The sequence below is a fragment of the Paenibacillus sp. PCH8 genome (assembly GCF_002968835.1).
Classification (GTDB): Bacteria; Bacillota; Bacilli; order Paenibacillales; family Paenibacillaceae; genus Paenibacillus.
Map to the genome: position 1 here is coordinate 62,441 of NZ_PKQK01000003.1, position 25,149 is coordinate 87,589.

General features: G+C 43.0%; 23 protein-coding genes and 1 pseudogene. 12 read left to right on the forward strand and 12 right to left on the reverse strand.

The genetic code is table 11. From position 1 onward, the window contains the following. Positions 1-98 precede the first annotated feature (98 nt). Entirely contained in the window at positions 99-359 is a 261-nt protein-coding gene (locus C0Q44_RS17580) for a GlsB/YeaQ/YmgE family stress response membrane protein (RefSeq protein WP_105408582.1), read from the reverse strand. A 149-nt stretch (positions 360-508) separates the two neighbouring features. After that, a complete protein-coding gene (locus C0Q44_RS17585) occupies positions 509-979 on the reverse strand; it encodes a ferritin-like domain-containing protein (RefSeq protein ID WP_105408583.1) in 471 nt (156 codons plus the stop codon). A 279-nt stretch (positions 980-1,258) separates the two neighbouring features. Between C0Q44_RS17585 and map the strand changes: the two genes are divergently transcribed. Next, the gene (map, locus tag C0Q44_RS17590; protein WP_105408584.1) at positions 1,259-1,999 is read left to right on the forward strand and encodes a type I methionyl aminopeptidase; all 741 of its coding nucleotides are present in this window, start codon (positions 1,259-1,261) and stop codon (positions 1,997-1,999) included. A 589-nt stretch (positions 2,000-2,588) separates the two neighbouring features. Here map and C0Q44_RS17595 read toward each other — a convergent pair. Next, positions 2,589-3,782: a winged helix-turn-helix domain-containing protein gene (locus C0Q44_RS17595; RefSeq protein ID WP_105408585.1), complete on the reverse strand. Its 1,194-nt coding sequence runs from the start codon at positions 3,780-3,782 to the stop codon at positions 2,589-2,591. A 223-nt stretch (positions 3,783-4,005) separates the two neighbouring features. Beyond that, a complete protein-coding gene (locus tag C0Q44_RS17600) occupies positions 4,006-4,344 on the reverse strand; it encodes a DinB family protein (RefSeq protein ID WP_374955113.1) in 339 nt (112 codons plus the stop codon). Positions 4,345-4,550: 206 nt separating this feature from the next. On the opposite strand from C0Q44_RS17600, the gene C0Q44_RS17605 reads away from it, so the two are divergent. After that, positions 4,551-4,742: a hypothetical protein gene (locus C0Q44_RS17605; protein WP_105408586.1), complete on the forward strand. Its 192-nt coding sequence runs from the start codon at positions 4,551-4,553 to the stop codon at positions 4,740-4,742. Positions 4,743-4,898: 156 nt separating this feature from the next. Here the strand turns inward: C0Q44_RS17605 and C0Q44_RS17610 are convergent, their stop codons facing one another. The 3 genes from C0Q44_RS17610 to pdxR all read right to left on the reverse strand — a co-directional run bounded on the left by C0Q44_RS17610 (position 4,899) and on the right by pdxR (position 9,145). Next, a complete protein-coding gene (locus C0Q44_RS17610; RefSeq protein WP_105408587.1) occupies positions 4,899-5,426 on the reverse strand; it encodes a DinB family protein in 528 nt (175 codons plus the stop codon). A 146-nt stretch (positions 5,427-5,572) separates the two neighbouring features. After that, positions 5,573-7,594, reverse strand: coding sequence for an ATP-dependent DNA helicase (locus tag C0Q44_RS17615; RefSeq protein ID WP_105408588.1), 2,022 nt, complete (start codon positions 7,592-7,594; stop codon positions 5,573-5,575). Between the two features lie 60 nt (positions 7,595-7,654). Beyond that, on the reverse strand, positions 7,655-9,145 hold the full coding sequence (pdxR, locus tag C0Q44_RS17620) for a MocR-like pyridoxine biosynthesis transcription factor PdxR (RefSeq protein WP_105408589.1): 1,491 nt from the start codon (positions 9,143-9,145) through the stop codon (positions 7,655-7,657). Between the two features lie 146 nt (positions 9,146-9,291). Here pdxR and pdxS point away from each other — a divergent pair, with 146 nt between their 5' ends. From pdxS to C0Q44_RS17640, 4 genes are all read left to right on the forward strand, one after another. After that, complete coding sequence (gene pdxS, locus C0Q44_RS17625; RefSeq protein WP_219845192.1) at positions 9,292-10,176, forward strand: pyridoxal 5'-phosphate synthase lyase subunit PdxS; 885 nt, start codon at positions 9,292-9,294, stop codon at positions 10,174-10,176. Between the two features lie 249 nt (positions 10,177-10,425). Continuing rightward, entirely contained in the window at positions 10,426-11,496 is a 1,071-nt protein-coding gene (locus tag C0Q44_RS17630; RefSeq protein ID WP_105408591.1) for an ABC transporter substrate-binding protein, read from the forward strand. A gap of 145 nt (positions 11,497-11,641) precedes the next feature. After that, a complete protein-coding gene (locus C0Q44_RS17635; protein ID WP_105408592.1) occupies positions 11,642-12,319 on the forward strand; it encodes a TetR/AcrR family transcriptional regulator in 678 nt (225 codons plus the stop codon). Then, positions 12,306-13,451, forward strand: coding sequence for an alpha/beta hydrolase (locus tag C0Q44_RS17640; RefSeq protein WP_105408593.1), 1,146 nt, complete (start codon positions 12,306-12,308; stop codon positions 13,449-13,451). Before C0Q44_RS17635 ends, C0Q44_RS17640 begins: the two co-directional genes overlap by 14 nt. A 156-nt stretch (positions 13,452-13,607) precedes the next feature. On the opposite strand, the gene C0Q44_RS17645 is transcribed toward C0Q44_RS17640, so the two are convergent. Both C0Q44_RS17645 and C0Q44_RS17650 read right to left on the reverse strand, forming a co-directional pair. Then, positions 13,608-13,946 carry a cupin domain-containing protein gene (locus tag C0Q44_RS17645; RefSeq protein WP_105408594.1) on the reverse strand — a complete coding sequence of 113 codons (339 nt, stop codon included), beginning with the start codon at positions 13,944-13,946 and terminating at the stop codon, positions 13,608-13,610. Positions 13,947-14,025: 79 nt separating this feature from the next. Continuing rightward, the gene (locus tag C0Q44_RS17650; protein ID WP_105408595.1) at positions 14,026-14,853 is read right to left on the reverse strand and encodes a helix-turn-helix transcriptional regulator; all 828 of its coding nucleotides are present in this window, start codon (positions 14,851-14,853) and stop codon (positions 14,026-14,028) included. Positions 14,854-15,075: 222 nt separating this feature from the next. On the opposite strand from C0Q44_RS17650, the gene C0Q44_RS17655 reads away from it, so the two are divergent. The 4 genes from C0Q44_RS17655 to C0Q44_RS17670 all read left to right on the forward strand — a co-directional run bounded on the left by C0Q44_RS17655 (position 15,076) and on the right by C0Q44_RS17670 (position 19,587). Then, positions 15,076-16,545: a sensor histidine kinase gene (locus C0Q44_RS17655; RefSeq protein ID WP_105408596.1), complete on the forward strand. Its 1,470-nt coding sequence runs from the start codon at positions 15,076-15,078 to the stop codon at positions 16,543-16,545. 6 nt (positions 16,546-16,551) lie between these two features. Beyond that, positions 16,552-17,244 carry a response regulator transcription factor gene (locus tag C0Q44_RS17660; protein ID WP_105408597.1) on the forward strand — a complete coding sequence of 231 codons (693 nt, stop codon included), beginning with the start codon at positions 16,552-16,554 and terminating at the stop codon, positions 17,242-17,244. 119 nt (positions 17,245-17,363) lie between these two features. Beyond that, positions 17,364-18,872, forward strand: coding sequence for an S-layer homology domain-containing protein (locus C0Q44_RS17665; RefSeq protein WP_105408598.1), 1,509 nt, complete (start codon positions 17,364-17,366; stop codon positions 18,870-18,872). Positions 18,873-18,882: 10 nt separating this feature from the next. Further along, entirely contained in the window at positions 18,883-19,587 is a 705-nt protein-coding gene (locus C0Q44_RS17670) for an ankyrin repeat domain-containing protein (RefSeq protein ID WP_105408599.1), read from the forward strand. A 134-nt stretch (positions 19,588-19,721) separates the two neighbouring features. Here the strand turns inward: C0Q44_RS17670 and C0Q44_RS17675 are convergent. Beyond that, positions 19,722-20,454: pseudogene (locus C0Q44_RS17675) on the reverse strand (aldo/keto reductase). Positions 20,455-20,638: 184 nt separating this feature from the next. Between C0Q44_RS17675 and C0Q44_RS30505 the strand changes: the two are divergent. Next, a complete protein-coding gene (locus C0Q44_RS30505; protein WP_219845137.1) occupies positions 20,639-20,767 on the forward strand; it encodes a DUF6254 family protein in 129 nt (42 codons plus the stop codon). A gap of 361 nt (positions 20,768-21,128) precedes the next feature. Beyond that, a complete protein-coding gene (locus C0Q44_RS17680) occupies positions 21,129-22,427 on the forward strand; it encodes an NCS2 family permease (protein WP_105408600.1) in 1,299 nt (432 codons plus the stop codon). A 112-nt stretch (positions 22,428-22,539) separates the two neighbouring features. Here C0Q44_RS17680 and C0Q44_RS17685 read toward each other — a convergent pair whose 3' ends face one another. After that, complete coding sequence (locus C0Q44_RS17685; RefSeq protein WP_258166473.1) at positions 22,540-23,916, reverse strand: MmgE/PrpD family protein; 1,377 nt, start codon at positions 23,914-23,916, stop codon at positions 22,540-22,542. A gap of 156 nt (positions 23,917-24,072) precedes the next feature. Further along, a complete protein-coding gene (locus tag C0Q44_RS17690; RefSeq protein ID WP_105408602.1) occupies positions 24,073-25,038 on the reverse strand; it encodes a LysR family transcriptional regulator in 966 nt (321 codons plus the stop codon). Positions 25,039-25,149: the final 111 nt, after the last annotated feature.

Below are 25,149 nucleotides of genomic sequence, written 5' to 3' on the forward strand. Positions count from 1 at the left end.
CTTGCAACGGGTGTTCATGATTTAAAATAAATTCTCATGTATACTTAATGAATTCAATCTACTTTCAAAGTGTTCTGATCGTCAGAGCACGCGGGATACTAACGTCTTCGAAAGGCCCCACCGCGTGCCAGTGCAAAGAATATCAACAATGCAATGATTGATCCAACAATGGCCGGAATGATATGAAACCACCCTCCAACCACCGGTCCCCTAGGTCCCAGCAGTTCTGAGCCTAGCCACGATCCGATAAAACCAGCAATGACATTGCCTAACACACCTCCCGGAACATCCCGTCCTATGAGATTGCCACTTAACCAGCCAATGATCCCACCAACAATTAATACCCAGATCAAATACATTGATTCGTCTCCTTTCAATGGGTTATTTCAGGATATGTTTGGAATGGAAAAGTTGAACAGTCGCAGTGTAGATATGACCATCATTCGGCAAGGAAGAAGCTGGAATATGATCCTCATAAGAAGCTATTCGGCTGGGCGCTGTGCAGAGATTATCTTGGCAAATTATACATGATCAGATTATTGTATTTGTCAGCGTGTTTCTGTTCATCCAGAATAATACCCCACACCGTATCTTTGTAAATACCATAGGGGAGACCAAACCATATTTTTCTATATTTCTCAACTGCCGCAAGTTCCCCTTGAAATGCTTTTTGTAGTCCACCAAGATATGAAGAGACCGTTTCCTCCGCTTCACTATTAACGCCTGTAACCTCTTGGCCTGTAAGATCCTTGTATATTTGTCTGAACATCTGATTGTGTCCGCGTTCATCGTTTCGAATTCCTGTAATAATGGAAGTCTGATCATTTTCAGGCGACATCTGAATGAGTGCATCATAGAACAATTCATCATTTCGTTCTCCTTGCACAGCCGATTGAATTAATCCCAATGCTTCAGCTGTCGATGTTGCCCATATGGGGGCAAAGTTATTCCGGTAATAATAAGGATAAGCTGTGTACATTTGAATCCCTCCAAAACGAATATGAATTAGGATATGCACATATGCCCAATAGGGTTACCCATGTCCCCAAGATGAAATACATCATAAACCAGCTTGTGATCGGATAAATCCCGAGATCCATTGGATGTGTTACAAAGGACTGGTGGCGTGTACTGGTTCAATCCGGTTGTTACCTGTGCGTGATACACCCTAAAATGTTGCAAACTTCAGAGATTTATGTTGGAATGAAGTTAAACATTGTTAATGATAATGAATGATATAGGATAGTGAGGTAGAGAAATGATTGCTAAAACTGAAGAAGACTTTCAAGGATTGAAGGAAATCGGCAAAATTGTTGCCTTGATCAGAGATGAATTGGTACAACGAACGATTCCAGGCATTACGACCAAAGAACTTGATGATATGGCTGGAGCGATTTTCGAGAAAGAAGGGGCCGTTTCAGCTCCAAAAAGCGAATATAACTTTCCCGGCTTTACGTGTATTAGTGTCAATGAAGAAGTGGCACATGGTATTCCGGGAGATCGGGTGATCCAGGAAGGAGATATCGTTAATATCGATGTTTCCGGTTCAAAGGATGGTTATTTTGCAGATACAGGTCTCTCGTTTGTCGTAGGTCAGGGAGAAGAAGTGCTGACCCAAATATGCGACGTAGCCAAACAAGCATTTGAAGCAGGCCTTAAAAAAGCCAATCCAGGCTCTAAGAAAAGTGGTATCGGTAAAGCGGTATTCTTAACAGCCAAGCAGCATGGATTAACGGTGATCCGAAACCTCACTGGACATGGTGTTGGACGTGCGATCCACGAGGCACCCGACCATATCTATAATTATAACGATACATCGGATGATGAATTGTTGAAGGATGGGATGGTTATCGCATTCGAACCGTTTATCTCAACTCATGAAGAAGAAGTGTACCAAAAAAATGATGGCTGGACGTTTGCTACGAAAAATAGTTTTGTAGCGCAAATTGAACATACCATTATCCTTACGAAAAAGGGTCCTATTATTACCACTCTTTAATGTGTTCAAGAGGTTTTTTTTAAGTAGTGACAAAAACATATTCCCATAGAAAGTCGCTAACATTAGCGACTTTTTTTATTGTTACAATTCTTAATCCGATTCGATTGGATCAATAACTAAATAATGTCTTATTAAACTAATTTCAACTTAGAATGTTCGTATCCTAGCGAGTTATCCTTTATAATTATTTTATAGTTTCAACAAATCAGGTTTAATACATAAGCTAACTAAATATAGTGCGTACAGTTGAAAGGATCGTTATTGTGAGACAAATTATTAACTATCTTCTATTCTTGCTGATCGTTTGGGTGGCACTATTGTATCCATTTCGTTCTGCTTGGTTTGAAGGTGTACATCATATTCCTGAAGATCTTCATGGTGTTTATTTACTTTTCCTATTCTTCGGATATCTGATATGTTCATCTGGTACCGGACTTATTTTTGGTAAGATGTGTTTTAAGCGCAAAAAACAGTAGCTAACGGTCTGGCTTCAGAGTACTTTATGAAATGGGCTGAATTATACACAGGGAATGTTAAAGACTACATCACAAGTAAACAACTTTATTAACCCTATACAAATAAAAGAATTTCAGTTCATAGACTCTGCCGAAATCGTCTCACATCCGTTGAATATCGCAAACTTTTGGAAACAACTGTTCAAGGCTGTTCGCAATTGCGTTGTCTGCTTCACACCGTTCTCGTACCAGATGTTTTTAAGAACGAGCGTTCCAGTTTTTCGCTCCACGATGATCTCGGCTCGTCCAATGAAGCTTTCTCCATATAATAGAGGCAGCACATAATAGCCGAATTTTCGTTTGATTGCAGGCGTGTAAATCTCCCAGGTGTAATCGAAGCCAAACAATTCGTTGATAAGTTTTCTGTCCCACATGAAATTATCTAGAGGGGCAATAAGCTCGCAACGCAACTTCGGCTCCTGATTTTGTAGAACGGCTTCAATAAGCAGCAAATCCTCCGCGAGGCAGTAAAGCGTATCCTTCATTTGTTCCACGGCAACAGCAACAATGCGAGCTTCGTGTAATAGCTGGCGAAAAACCTCATTGCGCTGTGCTGCTTTCAACCCCCATATATTCAGCCATGCATCTGACGCTCGATTCCATAAGAGACCAACAGAGCCGATTCGACGCAGTACCCGCCACTTATGATGCTCAAGCTCATCCTCCAGCGGTTCTGATGCATTCAGCAGATCGGGCTGTATGTACTTTTTGGCTATATCATAATATTTACGCGTTCCTTTTTTATGATGGATAATCAACTCACCCGTCGAATACATCTGTTCCAGCACCGATCGAGATGTATTGTTTCCACCACTCCAGTGTATGGCAGATTGCCAAGAGAAATCTCCATCCAATTTTAAATCATTCGAACTTAGTGCACCGTGATTTTGGATATGCGCCCGTACTTGCTCTGTCAACACTTCCATCTGGGGATAACGTTCGGCATGTTGTCGGGCTGCTTGCCTGTATCGCTCAAAATACGACCAGTCCTCGACAGAGATAATGGCCAGGTTCTTGTCAGGATAATCGACAAGGCTTCTATCCTCATAGAGCAATTCGGCGAGCATTTCCTTGGTAAATCCTTTGATTCGCGACTGTAGCACCAATTCGGCGTTTTTTCCGCAAACATCGATGGGGTCGTATTGAATGCAGCTGACCTGCCGAGCAAAGTCCAATACGCCCTGTTTCTCACTAAATTTATATTCGCCCAAAAGTCCATGCTTCAACAACAGAAATTGCCGTGCCTGGCGGTTTGTTAATTGGATCATGTTTGCACCTACCTCTAGTTTAGTATTGTGGAAGATGGAGGGGGAAATAAAAACGAAGGCGTGAAGGGGAATTTCTGCACGTACTCGCTGAGGGTGTTTCTTGTTTCTTGTACTTTTTATTGGCTGGCTGAGTCCAATGTAATACCGAACTCAAACCAACTAATCAGTTGCATATTAAAAACTCTAATTTTGAGGAGCCACTACCAAGGAAGACATCTATTCGTTAATGCATTTCTTTTGTTGGACCCATCACAGGCGGTACTGGTAAGCCTGCTTGACGTAATAGCACCATCATTTGGCCGCGGTGATGTGTTTGGTGGTCAATTAAGAAACGTAATAATGAACCTTTTGTTGCAAGGCTTTCTAAGCCTGTTTCTGTTAGCAAGTCCTCATTTGATAGCTTGGCTACCTCTTCCTTGACCGCCTCTGCTGCTTTTTCGTAAGCTGCTACAATTTCTCTTGCTGTCGCTGGAACTGGTTCATCTTGACCAATCATTGGTACAGTTAAACCTGCTAAATGACTAAAATAACCTGTTGTTTCTACTAAATGCCAGCCTACCATTCCTTTAAAAAATCATCCACTTGTCGATACATCCAAACTCCTCCTCTATCATTCATGTCTCTTTTATCATACAAAATAGTTGCTCAAAAGAAAAGGAAAAAAAACAAACATATGTTCTTATTGAAAATGCGTACAAAACACATCTGTATCCGCGGAACTTTGAGCTATTTGAGAATCTTATTGTCTAAAATATACCAGATGAGGATTTGCCGGCAAACTTCGAGGAACGTCGGGAGGAAAATTACAAAGCTTTAAATCAGCCGCTGGATGCAGATTCCTTTATCACTGCTCAAGCAGAGCCAGTTAATTTAATCCGGTTCAAAGGTGAGATTATGCGCCGCTGGCCAATGACCAGCTTGCTGGATATCTTAAATGGGGATGCTCAGCGATTTTGGTGATGAAACGACGTATCGTACGCAGCCAGCATTTGTGCTGAACCGATCAGAGGAGGAGTACCTATATGAGAAAAGACTTTGATCCCACAGAGAATGAAGGTTCAAAGTCTTTCTGCTAGCTAAACGGGAAGGCAATTCAAAACGGCAGTCGAATGAATTTTATAATTTCACATCCAGCGAATAGCGATCGCGAAGTACTGATAAATGGTGGAACTCATGTCCAGCCATAACAAATGCGATCGATCGAGCTGAAGCAGGATTATCACTGACGATCCCTCTACAGAGCCAAGCTTCCGGCGTGAGGCGACGGAGCATAAGAATGGTTGAGCGGCGTGTGACGGCATATTCTTCGTTCAAATCAGCCACGGTATACGCATTGAAGGGATGGCTCTGCATAAGCACGTCCTGATCGTAGCCTGGATGCTTCGCTTTGTCGCCTCTGGCGATGCGAAGCAATCGACTGCTCATGATGCGTTCGTTATCCAAAAGGTGGCCGATGACCTCCTTCACACTCCATTTGCCTTCGGCGTAGCGATAATTTGCTTGGTTCACAGTCAATGAAGAAAGCAAATTTTGTACGATGTTGGCCTGCTGCTCCAACTTTTCAATGATGTTTCCATCAGGAACAAGCCGGATATAACCTTCACAAAAAGCTGCATATTCATCTGTAGTTGGTCTTTCAACCATGTAAATGCCTCCTTTGGGATTCGTTGATCTGGAATATATTGTAGCATATATCTTACTTCCAGCATTGAAATTGGTCCTTCCGCTTGATGGGTGGAAGGGCCGTTTCATGTAATTTGAACAGTTTATATCGTTTGGTTGTACCACTTCTAATCCGTACGTCGTATCCTTTTAGTTTGCACAAATTTCTCCAACACCGCAAAATCCTCCGTCACTTTTTTGAACGGCAACGTTTCAAGCACCTGTTCCCGGTAACTCTTTTTTGCCGCTGCACTGAGACGGGAGTCGAGGATGCTGAGTAAGCCAAGGTCCGTTTCACTGCGGATCAAGCGTCCACTTCCTTGCCGTAACCGCAGAAGCATATCCGGTACAAACACTTCCATGAACGAATTCTCCGTTACAGATGCCTTATATTCATATACAGGATCCGAAGGAACAGGGAAGGGCAGACGGAAAATAATGACCTGTGACAGGTCAGAACCCTCGATATTTACGCCTTCCCAGAATACACCAGTACCGAGGAGTACACCTTTGCTTTTCCTGAATTCGGCGATAACACTGTCCTGGGAAGATCCCTCTTTTTGAACATGGACTGCCCATGTATATTCATTAGCCCTTGAACTCAACTTCTTATGAATGTACTTCATGTCCTCCTTTGCTGAAAAAAGGACAATTGTTCTTCCCTGAGTTAGATTACAGAGTCGAACCATCTCTTGGTAAGCTGCTTCAAGATAGTTTTCGCGCTGGTCGTGGTGGTAATAGGGAACGTTGTGCGAAATGTACATCATGGCATGGTTGGTGTAGTCAAAAGGGGAAGATTTGCGCTCCACAAAATCACCCTTATAACCGAGGGAGTGCGTCAAATAAGAGTATTGTTCCTCCAGCGTATCCCCGCCTTGGCACAGCGTTGCTGATGTGAGAATTACAGGTACCTTGCCATTAAATAAAGTGTATTTCAGAAATTTGCTTATGTCTTTGGGACAGATGCTAATCGTGGCTACTCGCTGGGGACTGCTCGCCCATAGGAGATAGTTGTCCTTTATACTAGCCAAGACATCGATGAGGGTAATAAGCCCGTTGATGCCTTCAAATGCATCATCTATTTCTCGCTCGTGACGGGAGGTCATAATGGAAAGGCGTAGACTGAAATCTTTCAAATCATTCGAAACTTGGCTCAAAGGTATTCCTTTGATCTCCGACACTTTGATTCGGTCGTTATCCTGCTTGGCATGTTGGAGCAGATCCGCATTGATCTGTTGGAATATACGCTGGGCACACTTTTTGATAAAATTGGACTGTGAAAAGAGCTCCTTATCCCCGGACTGCTTCGTGAGAAGCTGCACAGTGGTATCCAGAATGCGGCAGATTCCCCGATAAGTGAACTCAAGCGTTCTCGCATCTCGAACTTTTGCTTCCAGATTATGCGCTTCATCAATGACGATCAGAGCCGGCTGTTCCGAGATGATGCTTCTCGTTCCTTCTTTTTTCTTCATCAAATCCCGTATGAGCAGGTCCTGGTTCACGATAATAAAATCAATTTCATGAGCTTTTGCATTCAATTTTGCTCTCATATTGTAAAACAAACATGCATTTTTATGATGACAACGTTCAAATTTGCAATCATTCACCGAAACGTGGGACCATTCGGCATCACTAATTCCAGCTTTAATATCCGCTCTTTCATCAATTTCATAATCTAATATGCGCTGGGCAAGGGTAGGCACGGAGGAGTTCGCATCCTCAGGACTGATCCATTCCGCTGCTCTACTTCGGCAGGCATACTGACCCATACCTTTCCCCACGACGGAGCGAACCGTTGAGAATCCCAGCCGGCTACCAATGATCCTTAAATCTTTATGTATCTGTTCCGAAAGCTGAATGGAGGATGTCGCTATAATGACTGGTTTCTGAGACATTTGATTCGTGAGCAGGCTTGGGATCAGGTATGCAAAAGACTTACCGATTCCGACACCAGCTTCGATCATGGCGTTACGTCCATGGATATAAGCATCGGCTATATCGAGAGACATTTCTTGCTGTCCGATCCGCTCTCTAAGGCCGATTCGGGGGAACCGGTCATATATTCGGAAGATGGCGTTAACCAAAGAACGTTCGATTTCCTTTTTCGGTTCCCGTTTATTTATTTTATAGAGTTCATTTAACCAATTCATAACGATCGCCCCTCTTCCGAATAATGATCTTCTTGTACTAATTTCAGGAGACGATGTACTTCACAATGAAGCTGTAACAGCATTTTTCAATCTGGATACACCTTCCTGTAATTGAACATCAGACAAATGTGCAAAGGATAAATATAACCCATACTTCGTACCGTCAGATGTTGAACTGCTGACTTCTGAGTATACCACACCTTCAGACCTAGCCGATGCTCGAAAGACCTCATACGTGGATGCATTACCTCGCCACCAGCCAAACACGTGTAGACCCGCTTCATTCTCCACCCAATCAAACCATGAAGAGAGTTGCTTGTTCAAAAGTTTGAGTAACAGATGGAATTTGCGACTGTATAGACGATTCATCCTGCGCAGATGACGCTCATATTGACCGCTTGTCATAAATGCCGCTAATGCCCGTTGTTCAATCAGGTTGACAGGTCTTGGCTCGTATAAAGCCTGTGCCTTTCTAAAGGTGTCTGCCAAGGTGGGAGGGAGAACCACAAAACCAAGTCGTACTTCAAAGGGTAGTGTTTTCGTAAAGCTGCCCAGGTAGATTACGCGTCCTGCTTTATCAAGTGTTTTCAGAGGTTCAACATGCATTCCGCGATATCGGAATTCACTATCATAATCATCTTCGACAATCATCGCATCATGACGATGTGCCCAATCCAGCAAGGTTTGTCTGCGTTCAAGGCTGAGCATTTCGCCAGTAGGAAACTGTCGTGAAGGCGTGACAAACAACATACGCGCTTCCCAGTCTTGGGGCACAACGCCCTGACCATCGAGATTGGCTTCAATCAACGTTGCACCCGCAGCCAAAATGGCTTTAGAAATCCCGACATAACAAGGGCTTTCCGTCACGACATGATCCCCAGGATCTGCAAGTAATTGCGTGAGTAGAGCTATAGCTTGCATGGAGCCTGCAGTCACTGCAATATGATCCGGATCGACTTGAATTCCCCGCATTCTTCGAAGGTAGGCGGCAATGGCTTCTCGTAATCTCGGTTCCCCTGTTGAACTAACCATCGCAGAAGGCGTTTCCAGGTGATGCTCACGCTGCCTTATCTCTGCATACAATCGATTGTTCCATTCATCGTAAGGGAATTTGGATAAATCAGGTTGGTATTTGCTAAAGTCGATAACTTCGTCGCTCTCTAGACTGGAATCATGTGTATCTGCATTCGCTGGTGTATTTCTTTGAATCGTCTGTTGTTCAAACTGCTGAATGCGATTCCCCCAGGATGATAAGTGATGCGTACAAGTTTTCACGGTGGACGCATCATTACTTAAATCCGCCTGATAAGCAACAAAGGTTCCTCTTCCATGCTCTGACTGAATGTAACCTTGAGCAGTCAACGTATCATAGACCTGATTCACGGTTCCTCTGGAAATGTGATACGTCGCAGCTAACTCTCTAGTCGAGGGTAACTTCTCGCCATGTATAAGATTACCTTCATGAACAGCATCACGAATGGCATGATAGAGAGCCTTCATTTTGGTATATTTTCGGTTCAAATATGAACTGTAAGCTACATGAAATTGCATATGCCCTCCAGAAGTTAGATTTGAAGTGGTACAATAAAAACTGAAATTATTGGATCTTTTTAGTTGACCATTCTCATTTTATACTAAAGCATAGATTAGAGCGATGCCTTTACTGAAAACCACCCAAAGTTAATAGGAGGAATACAATCATGCAAACAGGTACAGATCGTGTAAAAAGAGGAATGGCTGAGATGCAAAAAGGTGGCGTCATTATGGACGTTATGAATGCAGAGCAAGCCAAAATCGCTGAGGCGGCAGGGGCAACAGCTGTTATGGCTCTTGAGCGGGTACCCTCCGATATTCGTGCAGCCGGTGGTGTAGCTCGCATGGCAGATCCAACCATCGTTGAAGAAGTTATGAAGGTTGTATCTATCCCAGTTATGGCCAAAGCACGTATCGGTCATTACATAGAAGCCAAAGTGCTTGAATCCCTGGGTGTGGACTATCTCGATGAAAGTGAAGTTCTTACACCTGCAGACGAAGTGTATCATATCGATAAACATGAGTTCACTATACCATTTGTATGTGGAGCCAAAGATTTGGGAGAGGCGCTTCGCCGTATTGGCGAAGGTGCATCGATGATTCGTACAAAGGGCGAGCCTGGAACGGGCAACATTGTAGAGGCAGTTCGTCATATGCGCCTCATTAACAGCCAGGTTCGCAAAGTGCAAAACATGTCCAAGGACGAGCTGTACGCAGAAGCAAAAAATCTGGGTGTAGCTTATGAGCTGCTGCGCGAAGTTCATGAAAATGGAAAACTTCCTGTCGTTAACTTTGCAGCAGGTGGTGTAGCTACGCCGGCTGACGCAGCACTGATGATGCATCTGGGAGCAGACGGAGTGTTTGTAGGATCAGGTATTTTCAAATCAGATAGCCCGGAGAAATTCGCTCGTGCAATCGTTGAAGCTACAACACATTATACGGATTACAAACTGATTGCCGAAGTATCCAAAAACTTGGGCGCCCCTATGAAAGGGATCGAAATTTCTAAATTAGCTCCAGAAGATCGCATGTCCAACCGTGGTTGGTAAGAGTCGTTAGAACAACTAGAGTGTGAATAGTATCAAGCAAAGCCGATCAGTGGATACAAATTGATCGGCTTTTTTGTGATTCTTGACGAATGCAAAAGCAAAGACGGGGAGGAGAATGTCCCGTTTGTTTATCAATTGAGAATGATTATAATTCTCATTTACGAGATTCGACATTTGCTGTATACTGACAATAACTATTTTACATAATGCATAAATAGAAAATTATGAATTCAAAAGGGAGAGAATCAAATGTCTACACGGTTTAAAAAAGGAATGTTATTTTGTTTTATTGCTGCACTTGTTCTTGTACTTGCAGCCTGCTCCAATAGTACTGGTGGAAGCGATGATGCAAACAATAGCTCACAGCAAGCAGCGAAGAATGTTGCAACAGATGAGAAGAATTCGGATGCAGACGCTTCAGGTGCAGCTCAAACCACGTATCCAATAAGCGTTTCAAACTATACAACTGAAAATGGGACATGGGTGGCTAAAGAACAAACCTTCGATAAGGTACCTGAACGGGTTGTTGCGAATACACAAGGTGCGGCTGAGTTATTGATTCGTCTTGGTTTAACTGACAAGATTGTTGGAGTAGCAGCGCTGTTCGGCAATGTGCCTGATGATATTGCTGATGAGTTCAAACAAATTCCTGTGCTGGCTGAAGGCTATGTAGGTAAGGAAGTGACCATAGGCGCTTCGCCTGACCTGGTTGTGGGGCGTGGTGGATTGTTTGAGGATGCGGATTGGGGTGTTGGTACAGTAAGCAGCTTGAATGATATGGGAATTAAAACGTACGTACAAAGCACCAGTGTTCCTGATGCATCGTTAGATAGTCTGTATCAGGATATTACTGAATTAGGTGAGATTTTCAACGTACAAGCTAATGCAGCGGCATATATTGAACAGCTCAAAGTACGCGAGAATGCATTGTCGGCCCGGGCTAGTGCTGAAACAATCAACTACGCATCCTTTTCGGATAATGGTGATGGAACCATAGGGATCTACAACGGAAACGGTGATACGTTTATTGAAAGTGCAATGTCATTAATAAACATGCATAATATGCTGATTAATGAAACCGGAACACTCAGTCTGGAAAAGCTGATCGAGATTAATCCGGATGCCATGATTATTTCTAAGTATGCTGGTGGTATTGATCCTGAAGAAACGATTAAAAAGTTGCTAGCTAACAAGCAGGTACAAAACATTAACGCAGTTAAAAATAAGAAAATCTACATTATTGATTTCAACAACTTCTGGGGATATGGAGATTCCATCTTCACAGGTGTTGAAGGACTCGCTGATGATCTAGGGTTGTAAGTACCAATGAAAGTCGCTATTTTAGCGGCTTTTTTTGTTATCAGGAACCCATTTTCTGTCTCATGATTTTTCAATACGACTTTACATATGAATGAATTATTGATATAGTGTGAATCAGTTCACACTTCACATAAAGGAGTAAATTATGCCAAAAAATACGTTCTTTCGTTTAGATGAAGCAAGGCGCGAGGAAATATCTACTAGCGCTATGCATCTTTTTGTTGATAATCTTTACGAGGATATAACGATGAAGATGGTTTTGGATCGTTTGTCTATGCACCCCGGGACATTTTATCGGTATTTTGAAGACAAAGATGACCTTTATTGTCTCTTAATACGTGAGGTGACCCAGAAGAGAGCTGCGTATTTTAATAACAGTAATGAAGATTCCCTTTTCAAGTTTTTCATTACTGGCTTATTTGGTAATGTGAATGGCATGGTGACCGAGCCACTGAATGAGTTGGAAGTCAAACTCACCAAAACACTTTTATACATTCCTGAGAACATTTTGCTCAAAATTTATCTGAATGTGCTAAAGGGTGAGTCTTCCCCCTTAATCAAGGATATGTTACGCCGAATGAGGGTTGATGGATATCTCCGACCTGATATTGATGATGACCTGATTTCTTTTATGTTTGAGTCCATGCAGTTTAATTTAGTCATGTTTTTTAGGGAATTCGATATTAAGGACGCTAATCTGCAACATAAGATTAGCAAGTACTTTACTGGCTTTATGGGTCATGGGCTGCTTGAAGATCATAAATATTCTGAAGTGGTTAGCGATCTCAAGAGAGCCAAGGAACAAGAAAATGAAAACGTATGACGCATTTCCAGAACCCATTGGCGGCTATACTGTCGGTCGAACCCAGATGGATTTTGAATACACGGCATCAGATCACTCCAAAAGAGAACTGACGGCGTTTGTGTACTATCCTTCCGACAGTAGCGAAGGTAAGAGTACATCAACGTACATGTTTCCTGAAGTCTATGAGATGTTAAATGAGCAGCCACTTGTCACTGCGTATCTTGAAGGGCAGGATTTTTTCTCTATAGATATCAAGACTCAGTGTTACGACGACCTTGCTCTCTCCGGGAAGGAAAGGCGCTATCCGGTGTTATTTTATGTTTGCGGCGGAGGCGGTTCTCCAGAATGGGGCACAGTGATCTGTACAGACTTGGCAAGCATCGGATATGTTGTGGTGAGCATCGGCCATCAGAATAGCACGATGTATAAGCGAAAAGATGGGCGTTTGTTTAATGTAGCAAAGGATTTTTCGGATGTCATTACAGCGTTTGGTGAAGATCCGGGGATGGTCGCGTTGGCTGGTAAGATGGAGATGCGGCCTGACGATGAAACTGCCATTGAGATGTCTCACAACGTGCTTGCACTGCCGATACTTGCCAAGTTAACAGAGTATAGTAAATTACAGGCAGAAGATGTAAGGTATGTAGCCGATTATCTTTACAAACTGGACTCTGGAGAGCTGAATTCCATCTTTAAGGGCAGATTGTTGCTTGACATCGGCATGGGCATAGTTGGACACTCTTATGGAGGGCCTACGACCGCGATGGTTTGCCGGGACGACGATCGGTTTGCCTGCGGGATTGGCTTGGATAGCGGTGCGTTCGGCCTTCTGGACAGCGACCTAAAGAAACCCTTCTTGCTGCTGTATTGCGAACCTAACTATAATATGAATGCGATCATTGGCGCTAACAATAGCATGGAAACCTATTATTTCTCGGTGGATCGTGTGGCACATTTAGATTACTGCGACATCGTGTTTACCAGCGTTAATGAGGAACTCCGAGGGGAACGGGATGCTATGGAGATGCGAAATCTGGTTACAGACTATACGAAGAACTTTTTTGATCAGTACATACTGCAGAAGGCTGCAAGTGTGGAAAGTCTGGCATACGATGGCGTGGATTTGATCAAGAAGACCAGCAGCAAGTGACATAACCGAGAGGTTGCTGATAAACGCATGTCAAAAAGCTATCCGTACAGACACAGAGCCGATAACCCTATTACGCGGTTATCGGCTCTCTCATATTTCAGGCATTGAATTCTATTTGAGATTACACATTGACATCCTGGTTCCATTAACTGATGCTTATTCGGCCTTAGTCCCGCCAATGTTTACTTCGCTTCCAGGCTCCATCAACATGATATGACATTCCTTTTCGGCGGAAGGTTTGATCTCGACTCCCTTGGGAACAATATACATCTCGCCTTTAGAGATATTCACTTGTCCATCACGAAAATCAATAATCATTTCCCCTTCGAGCACAAAAAACAACTTATCGGTCTCCTCATGAACATGCCACTCAAAATCTCCAGCAATCTTAACGATCTTAAATTGATGGTCATTCATCTCTCCAATGAGTTTGGGAGACCAAAGATCGTTTAATTTCGAAAATTCCTCATTCAATTGAATAGCTTGATAGTGCATCGTAACTCCTCCTGTGTATTAATCCTTTATGTTCAGTATACGGAATTAGATTTTAGTTTGAAATGGATGCTTGTTGAAATCAGGATGGATTATTGATGAACTTCTGACGATACTCAGTAGGAGACATGCCCATTTGTTTCTTGAACACTCTACTAAAATAAAAGGGGTCGGCAATGCCAACGGTGTCAGCAATGTGTTGGACAGATGCATCACTTGCCAGTAGCATCTGTTGTGCCATGTTTATACGATATTTCAATATATATTCTGCTGGACCCATACCCGCATGTCTTCTAAACACGTAGGAAAGTCGATTTCGATTAACGTTGTTTTGTTCTGCAAGCGATGCAATGGTCAGATTTTGATCATAGTATTCTTGGATATAGCTAGAAACCCGTTCAAACAAAGCATCTGATTCACAACTATTTTGCCTATGATCAACACATAATAAGGTTTCATTCAGTACATCGCGAAACAGCATCTCGGTCTGAAACCTTGAAATACCTCCACCCTGGTTGTACACATGCCAAAGACGCATAATTAATTCGATCAGACGAGGGGATTGGCCCGTTGATAATTCAAAATGCTGATGTGAAAAGCTTGATTCTTCAAGGCCGGAACTACATATTCGGTATAAAACCAGGATATATTCCCACTCCGAGTTATTAGACACGGTTTGATCCAGTTTCATTTTTGCACCGCCATGTACAACTTTTCCTGGTGAGAAAATATAGGGTGAACCATCAAATTGGAATTGAATCTTTCCTGTCAGAGGAAATACAAATCCAGGAAAAGCATCGGTATAGTCAGCGTGGGGCACGCCTGGATTTCTAGCATATCGATATACTCCTTCTACTTGAAAAGGAATGTGTGCAAAATGCGCTGCTAACTGATTAACGTCTACTTTCACATTTCGTACCTCATTTCAATAGTGTTTGCCACTGATCTACAATCAATCGTTATCGTCTTATTTTACACTATTGATAACGATTATCATTGTTAATATACAAAATAACCACTCTTCAACAATTATGAGAATACGAAACCTCATTTTTACATATGGGCAATAGAATCCATCTTGTGTTAACATGTGCACTAACTAAACCAAATGCTTGCTTGAGAAGGGGAACCCATGTCCATTCGAATAAAAATGTTGCTGTCCTTCACGGGCATGCTCGTTATAAGTCTGCTGTTCATCCTGCTTACAGCAAGTCTGTATACGATTGCGGCCACAGGTGATCTGCAGAGTTTTCGCGATATATACAAAGTACATTATCAGATCAACCCACTGACTGAACAGGGAGAATCGATCTTTCAAGAGATGAAGTTTCTGGCTAAAAATGACCCGGACGACCTGCAGAACAAGGTTTTGTTGCGTGAATATGACATGAAGCTAAGAGCTGAGAAGTCAGGGCTCTACGTCAGACGGGAGAATAGTCAGATCTTCGAATCGCTGACCTTCAACCAGCCGCAACTGAAGCAAGCACTGCCTGCCTATGATCTTAACAATTATCAGATTCGGAGCACATTCAATATTGGTGAGCGGTTCTACGCGTATGCGAAATTTGATTTTCAATATTCAGACCGGGAACGGGGGAGTATCTTCGTCATTCGTGAGAAGAGTCCCTTTGCGGAGCTTACTCGCAAACTGCTACCTGTAATGTCACTCCTGCTTATCGGTGTCCTCATTATCACCAATCTGCTCTTGTTCCGTTGGATCACTCGCAGCTTCATTAAGCCACTGAATCAACTACGAAGTTCAGCCGAACATATTAAGGAGGGTAACCTATCCTTTGAGCTTCAGTTAAACTCCAATGACGAAGTTGGACAACTTAGCGAAGCGTTTGAGAGCATGCGGAATCAATTGCAGCGCTCTTATGCGTTACGTCAGCAAGACGAAGCGAACCGCAAAGAGCTTATTTCCAACATTTCGCATGATCTCCGTACGCCGATCACCAATATCAAAGGTTATATTGAGGGTATTCGTGATGGGGTGGCTAATACTCCCGAGAAAATGGAGAGTTACGTTAATATCATTCACTCCAAAGCAGTTAGTATGGATAAGCTGGTGGATGAACTGTTTTTGTATTCAAAGCTCGACTTGAACCAAGAGCCTTTCTTGTTCAAGGCAGTTGATCTTGTTGATTTCCTTGAAGATAGTATTGAAGAGTTGAGATACGATCTGGAAGACAAAGGTGTTGCCTTGGAGTGGAATAATCAGGTGTCTGGCCCCGCTATGGCTGCTGTGGACCCGGAAAAGTTGAAACGTACCGTTGTCAATGTGGTGGATAATGCACTCAAATACTTGGAGAATGAACACAAACGATTCGAGATTACACTTCAAGCTGATGAGAAATGGATCACGATGGCGTTCAAAGATAATGGCAGGGGAATACCTGAAGAGGCACTACCTTATATATTTGAACGATTCTATCGTGCAGAACAATCCCGCAATTCCTCAACGGGCGGAAGTGGGCTCGGACTAGCAATTGCCCGCCAAATCATTGATGGACATGGGGGGATTATCTGGGCTGAAAGCCAGCCCAATAATGGCGCGAGCATATATATCAAACTGAAACGGCTGAATGAAGAGAGGGACTAATGAGTAATGGCGAACATTTTGATCATTGAAGACGAGATAACGATTGCTGAACTGGAACGGGATTACTTTGAACTCAACGGATTTACCGTGGATCTCTGCCATACCGGTGATAAAGGACTGAAGCAAGCACTGGAGGGAAACTACGACCTGATCATTATTGATCTGATGCTCCCTGGACTCGACGGGTTCGAATGTTGCAGGCGCATTCGCGAGGTGAAGGAGGTACCCATCCTTGTCGTTTCTGCGAAAAAGGAAGAAATCGATAAGATTCGGACGTTCAATCTGGGAGTGGATGATTTTATTACAAAACCATTTAGCCCAAGTGAATTGGTAGCACGAGCCAAGGCCCATTTGACCCGATACGAGAGACTACTTGGCAAAAACAAGCCAGCCCAGCAGGATGAAATACATATCCGTGGGCTTCACATCGACAAAGGCTCACGCCGTGTTTTCGTTAATGGTGAAGAGGTGGCCATTACAACGAAGGAGTTCGAGCTACTTGTATTTCTTGCGAGTCATCCCAATCGTGTATACAGCAAATCTGATCTATTCGAGCGCATCTGGGGCATGGATTCCACCGGAGACATTGCCACAGTTACCGTCCATATTCGCAAATTGCGAGGGAAGTTGGAGACAGACCCCAAAAAACCAGAGTACATTGAAACCGTCTGGGGCGCGGGCTACCGATTTACTGCATAAGTTTCGTAAAATTTTAGATCCAGTTTATAATTTGTTAATCATTTTGTCCTTGGGAGTTTCTTTTTGTCCTCTATTCTATAGATACAGGCACCTACAACCTATAGAGGAGGAATTCAACCATGAATTCTACAACACGCAAAATCGCTACATTTCTAACCATAACTGCATTAGGTACAGCAGTGTTCCCACTAACTGCGAATCAAGTACATGCAGCTACATACGTTACTAACATTGCGGCAACAACTGCACAACTCACCCCACAGCAGATTGAAACTGCTATCAAGGAACTGAATAGCTTGGGGATCATGAACGGGTATGCAGATGAATCTATGGGTGAACATCGAGCAATTACCCGGGCGGAGTTAGCCACATTGGTTTTCAAAACGTTTAATTTGGAGAGCAAGACGGGAGACACCGTACAATTAACAGATGTTAGTCCTAATGCATGGTATGCGCCATATGCGTCAAAGCTTGTTGAACTCGGCATCATGCAGACGAATGATGGACAATTCAATCCACAAACTCATGTATCGGATGCTGAACTCGAACAGGTCGTATCCAAAGCGATGCAGCGTGATGTAAAGTCCGTTCACCATTGGATGAGTGAATTTTACGCCGAGAACGGTCCAGCAACGCGCGGCGAAGCAGCAGTGTTGTTGCAAACCGCACACCAAGCTATTCCTTCGGAGCAAGCTCAAATTGAGAGCGTTAGATCGCTTAATGCCATTACGTTAATCGTCACATTCGACAAGCCGCTGACAGCAGCAGATGAGGCTTTTACCAAGGCACAAACGGACTTTGCGTTCAGTGGTGGGCTAACTTTGACCAATATGCCCCGCTTGAAAACAGGGTCGATTGCGACTTACATCGTCCCAACTTCCGTACAAGATGCTGATAAAGTGTACAGCCTGACTTACAAAGGCCAAGATACTGGTTCCTTTGAAGGCAATGGCACGAAAATAAACATGAAAACGGCTAGTCAAGTAACGAATGATACATTCGAGATTGAAGCCCTGCAAGAAAACGGTGTAGTGGATTACGGTTATATTATATCGGCTTACAGTGGTGGTAGAGGAGCTAATGCATTCGTGCTGAATGATCAGGAGCAAGCAGGAGGCAAAACGCTTCAAATCATCTCTTCCATGCAGGCAAGACAAGTTGTAATTACGCCACAAGATGGCGAGCCAATTGTTGCCAGATATGTTCCGTTCACGCAATCCACAGACGGTAAACAAGAACCAAAGTTCCGTTTACCTGAAGGACAAACGCTGAAATCAGGTGTCACATATACCGTTTCTTCGGATTGGGCGAACCTCGAAAATGCTTCATTTACAGCGAAATCGTTTGATGCATTGGAGATTGCAAGTGTCCAAGCACTGAGTGAAACCGCCATTGAAGTTACGCTTGTCCAAGATCCTGAGGATGAACTGTTCTCTGGTCGAAGTGTAACGTTAACTCCACCTAGCGGGGATGTTGTGACGGCTACTTATAAATATTCAAGTCGAAAAGGTGCGACGGGTATCTTCGACATCACGAATGATGGGAAGTTGACTCCAGGTACTACGTATACAATACATCCAGTTGGGGATTGGAGTGTCGCTTCTTCGGTTACCGTGACACTGCAGTAAGGAGGGTAGAATGAGTAAGTCACTGATTATCATTATCCTAATAAGCAGTATGTTTATCGTCCAAGGCTGTGTCCCTGAAGTGAAAAACGACTCAAATGCGGAGGAAAAGACCATGACTTCAGCAGATGAAGAGCTGTTCAAGGCAGTGGAGGACAGTGACACTGAACGTATCGAACAATGGATTCAAGCAGGCGCCAATATCAATGCTCAAGATCAGAGTGGACGAACGGCTGCCATGATTGCAACCTACAATAATGATCTAACATCAGCTAACGTGTTAATTAAAGCGGGTGCAGATGTGAATATACAGGACAATATGAAGAATAATCCGTTCCTGTATGCTGGCGCTGAAGGATACTTGGATATCTTGAAGTTAACGATTGAGGCGGAAGCGGACCCGGCGATAACGAATCGATATGGAGGGACTGCACTTATTCCAGCTTCGGAGCATGGATATGTGGAAGTAGTACGAGAACTTCTGATCCAAACTTCAGTGAATGTGGACCAAGTGAATCTATTGGGATGGACAGCACTGCTGGAAGCGATCATTCTTAATGATGGCAATGCACAGCAGCAGGAGACAATTCAATTGCTCATTGACCACGGATCAGACGTCAACATACCCGATCGTGATGGGGTGTCACCGCTCAGCCATGCGAAGAATAAAGGCTTTAAGGAAATTGAAGGAATTTTGGTACGGGCTGGTGCGAAATAGAACCCGACCAGCACATCGTACCACACACAAAAGCCGCTATAATAGCGGCTTTTAGTAGTATAAAGAACCAAGCCCACATCCCAAGCAAGAGCAAGATCAGAACTTGAACTTTATCGATTTGCTTGGATACATATTTAGATATCCAGTTTACGATTACTAATCCATTTCACCATTTCAGGATCGTTATGGGAGAAGAAGAGGCTCTGTTTGGTATCTAGCGCAGTAATCGACTTGATATCTTCTTGGCTTAATTCGAAATCAAAGATATTGATGTTTTCCATAATTCTTTCTTTACGAACTGATTTTGGAATGACCACGAAGGTGCCCATGATTCGATCTGAACATTGTTTTCTTTCATGAATTGTTCAGTTAAGATCTGCTGGTTGAAGGGGTGCGTTTCGACCTGGTTTACAGCAGGAGTTACTTCGTTTTGCAGAATCAAATCCATCAGACGATCCGGCTGGAAGTTCCGATTGCACGTACTTTTCCTTCTCGATATAACTCTTCCATTGCGCGCCAAGAGCCATGTACATCTCCAAAAGGCTGATGAATTAAATACAAATCCAAATAGTCCAACTGTAATCTTTCCAAGGATTTTTCAAATGCTAATTTTGTACGTTCATAACCCGTATCCTGAACCCAAAGTTTCGTCGTAACAAATAATTCTTCTCTGACCACACGACTACGTTTGATTGCTCTACCAACGGCTTCCTCGTTTAGGTAAGAAGCGGCTGTGTCAATGAGTCGGTAACCTGCCGATATGGCATCTATAACACTTTATTCACACTCGTTTGCATCTGCAATCTGAAAAACGCCAAAGCCGAGAATCGGCATCTCAACACGATTATTTAAAATTACTTTTTTCATGTATTATCCCTCAAAGTTATAGCTTGTCTATATTATGCCATTCCTGATTCAGAAACAGATATCTAATTCATCTTACATGCTTGCCTAATCCTCTTAGCACCTAAAAAACATGGAATAAAGTTACCTTAGAGTGACATCATAAAGAGGTAGTATATATCTCAGTTTCCAGAGGAGGATATCTTTTATGGCTGACCAGAAGAAACGAAAAGAAGCTGCCTGGAAGTCACGAAAGCAAGAACAGCATCCCCATGGTAAAATCAAATCGCTAAAAGAATTATCCAGCGAATATGAAGAGAAACCTACTACGAATTAAGCAAAAGACTGTCAGTGAACATTGCTGGCAGTCTTTCTTCATATGCTAGGGACATTGAGCAATAAGTACATACTATGTTCTGAAAACGAATGAACACGAGTTATAAGGTATATATAGTTCGTAAATAACTGTGAACAAATCGTTAAATCGTTGACATCGCTTGTTATTTTAATTAAAATACGAAATGGACTTCAGGTTAAAACAGATATGAGTATCTTTATGTTTCGTTTAGAGCATAGCTGTTAAATCTTTAATCCTAACAACGAATATAGGAGCGTTAATATTACAATCCTATATGAAGCTTAGGATTTTTTGTTTTTAGCTTAGGAGTATAATTTGAAGGTTGGAGGCTGGCTTTATCATGGACAAATGGTTCAAACTAAAAGAAAGAGGCACGAGCATTCCCACTGAAATCATCGCAGGGGTTACAACATTCTTCACAATGGTATACATAGTTATCGTAAACCCAGGAATACTCAGCAGTACAGGAATGGACTTCAATGGAGTATTCATAGCAACGGTACTGGCAAGTATTGTGGGAACTCTGATCATGGGGTTATGGTCCAATTATCCAATCGTTATTGCGCCTGGAATGGGCTTAAATGCATTTTTTGCATATAGTGTAGTTGCCGGTTACGGCGTATCTTGGCAGGTTGCACTGGGAGCGGTGTTCATAGCAGGGCTTTTGTTTATCGTTTTATCACTAACCTCATTCCGCTACATGTTGCTTGATGCAATCCCTGCGACCTTAAAGCATGCCATAACGGCAGGGATCGGATTGTTCATCACCACGGTAGGTCTGCAAAATGCGGGTATCATCGCCGCTTCCGAATCCAATTTGATTACACTCGGGAACTTGGCGCAGCCAATGACTTATCTGACCATTATCGGATTGGTGATTACTGTTGTTCTTATGGCTTACAATGTAAAGGGTTATCTGTTTATTGGAATGGTGATTACAGCCGTATTAGCATGGATAATGGGCCTATTCCAAATGCCTGAGTCCATTGTTTCCATGCCGCAGGGCCTTGCATCAACAGCATTACAACTAGATCTGGCAGGCGTATTCTCTAATGGCTTATATACGATCATATTCACATTCCTGCTGATCACGCTGTTTGATACAACGGGCACGATGCTCGGTGTTGCAGAACAAGCAGGACTGCTAAAGGAAGGTAAATTTCCACGCTCGCGTGGTGCATTGTTGGCGGATGCTGTAGGGACTACCTCGGGTGCTTTGCTCGGTACAAGCCCAACATCGGCTTATATTGAGTCCAGCACAGGGGTAGCTGCAGGAGGAAGAACGGGACTGACGGCGGTAACGGTAAGTGTACTGCTTGGGCTTACGTTATTCTTTACACCGATCGTAAGTGTCATATCAGGCATTCCAGCGATCACTTCTCCAGCATTGATTATCGTTGGTTTCTTTATGATTAATGTAATCGGAAAAATCAATTGGAAAGATCTCGAAGAAGCATTTCCTGCCTTCCTGATCATCATACTTACTCCGCTGACGCACAGTATTGCGACAGGCATCGGCGTAGGGTTCATCTTCTATCCGGTACTCAAGCTGCTTCGTGGCAAAGGTAAGGACGTTCATCCGATTTTCTACATTTTTGCGATATTGTTCTTCATCCAGCTTGTATTCCTCGACCACTAGGAAACGGTTTACTAAAAAGAGAACTGCTTGTATCAAAGCAGTTCTCTTTTTGGTTAAGTGAAATGGAACTGGATTGAGAAAGGTAGGGCTGAATCACATTTAGAATTTTTACTTAGAAGCGGAAGAGCATATGGATATTGTTTACCTTCTCAAGCTCTCTAATCAGGTCAAATCTGGCCTGTTTGGTTCTCTCGCACGGTGTATCTGCGATCAAATGATTGAATTTTTGTTCAAGCATATCCCAACCAAAAGGTGTCCCCATATCACCAAGAGGAAGAGGCATCCATTTTTCATATGAATTCCCTTCATGCGTTCTCAGAACAACACGCGCTGCACAAAAATGTGTCGGGTTCTCAGCCAAATACTGTTGAACTCCCTCATCCTTGGTCACTGTAATTTTTTGCACCAATTCTTGAACCTCGGGATCTTCAAAGCTTCTAAAAATTAAATTCTCTGAATCCATACGACCATATTTGAGAGCTACGGCAGAAGTGAATTGAGTGCTCGCCTGCGCACCAATAGCCGTTGTGGGGTTGGGATTGGCTAAACGATAGACAAATGAAGATGTTCTCACGTCCACCGACTTAATCTTCGAAGGTGTTAAATCATACCTTTCTCGCAGTTCAAGCACGGCATCAAGCGTTGCATGAAGCCCCCTCTGACAAGCATGACGTTTGAAATAGATGTCGGTAATTTTAAAATCCTGACCCAGGTTCTTTAGCACCTGACTTGAGTCACAATAACCACTCGTACCCTGAAAAGCTTGGAAGAATCCATATTTCCCTTCAATTGCGGCATCCGGGCCAGTAAATCCACAAGAAGCCAGTCTTACCGCTCTCAAACCAGTTAGAGCAGCCCATCCACTGCACAGTATTTTACCTGAAGTTCCGTCGTTCTGGTATTCAATTAACCCTCCGGTAAACAGGGAAGCAATTCCCATAGCATCCTTGGTTTGAGCTGCATTCGCTTTGGTTAACTTGGATACTAACGCAGCTGCTGCAACTGCACCACATACCCCCGTTGCATCAAAACCTCGTTCCCGATACATAAACGGATTAATGGCCTCGCCCAATCGGGCGTACACGTCATACGCTGCAACAATCGCAGTAATCATCTGTTTGCCATCCGCTTGGTGCAACTGGGCGACACTGAGCAGCAGGGGAACGAGAACGGAACCTGGGTGCCCCATGGCATGACGATAACCATCATCCAGATCTGCACAACGAGCCATCATCGTATGTACAAACACCGCTGTATCCGAGCTGGTCCGGATGTCCTGTTCACCAATCAGCGAAACCAAATCTTCTTTTTGGATAACGGTATCTGCCAATTGTGCATATTCCATAATGCGTTCACTTGCTTCAGAGTATCGACCAAACACCATGTTCCCGTAAGAGTCCAGTATAGCCTGTTTGCCTACCTCAATTGCCCTTTCGGATAGATCTTCATATTGAAGACGGGTTACATAATCCGCAAGCTCAACAATCATATATTTCACAACAGTTCACCTCGTTATTTTGACTTCACCCCGTAATACACATGAAGTTTACATAACAAAATATAAAGTGATGATGATGTTCAACTCAAGCAGAAGTTAACTGCACCAACTCAACCTTTGTATGCACATGGACGCGCTGCCTGTGAATCAAGTGACTTCATTGGGTAGTGATGCATGGCTGCAGTATCGTTTAATAATCTTTTTCAAATCCTCGGTATAGGTAGGAAACATTTTATTTTTATGATATATCAACGCCAACGGATTGAGATATGAAAAATCAGAAATAGGAAACACGTGGAGATGGGAGTTTGTATTTGTAGAATTATTTAGTGCATTGATTCCGGTAAGGTACATGGTCAGACAAAAACTGGCAGCATAGTCTTCAGCGCACAGAAGATGATGGATGTCTGGTTGAGTCAACTCATTGATACAATTCAGCGAAATACCTCTTTCAGACAGATGTTTGTCAAGCAGAATACGAGAATTGAAGTTTTTCTTATTCAGAACAAAAGGTACATGTTGAAACAGACTCAAGTCAGCACCGTGTGCAAACGTCTCTATACAACCGGGATATTGTTCTGAAAAATACCGCTTCAGCAAATGGTCAGAGATCACAATATACATCTGCTCATGGATAATGGTTTCATATTTCAAGTTATGAGTCACGATATTGTCAACACCGGACAGGAACAGATCCAGCGAATTATTCAGCACCATCTCCTGCATCTGTGGTGACGTTGTACGGTAGATGATGAGCTCCACCTTGGGATGAAGGGTATGAAACTCCTTTAAGAGCTTAGGAACGATGATCGGGTAGCGACCTTCTGTAATACCAAAATGAATCGTTCCTGACTTATCCTCTTTAAGGTCAGTAAGTTGATTCTCCATGTTTTGATCCAGAAGCTCGATCTGACGTAGCGTGTTTTGCATAATTTTTCCTGCTGTCGTTAAAGCTATTTTGGGTTTCCTTTCAAAAAAAGCAACGCCATGCTTTTCTTCCAATCCTTTTAAGTATTTGCTCAACGACTGATGGGAAATATATAGACGTTTAGCCGCATTGGAAATATTTAATTCCTCGGACAGAACCAGAAAATATTTATAGTTATTTAACATGATAACCTCCTGAGATGATATCCTCTCTACCCTGATGTAATCATAGTAATAGTTGAACTACACTGCAACTAATAGTTACATACAAGCAATGTAAATGTGCTTTAGGGTTGC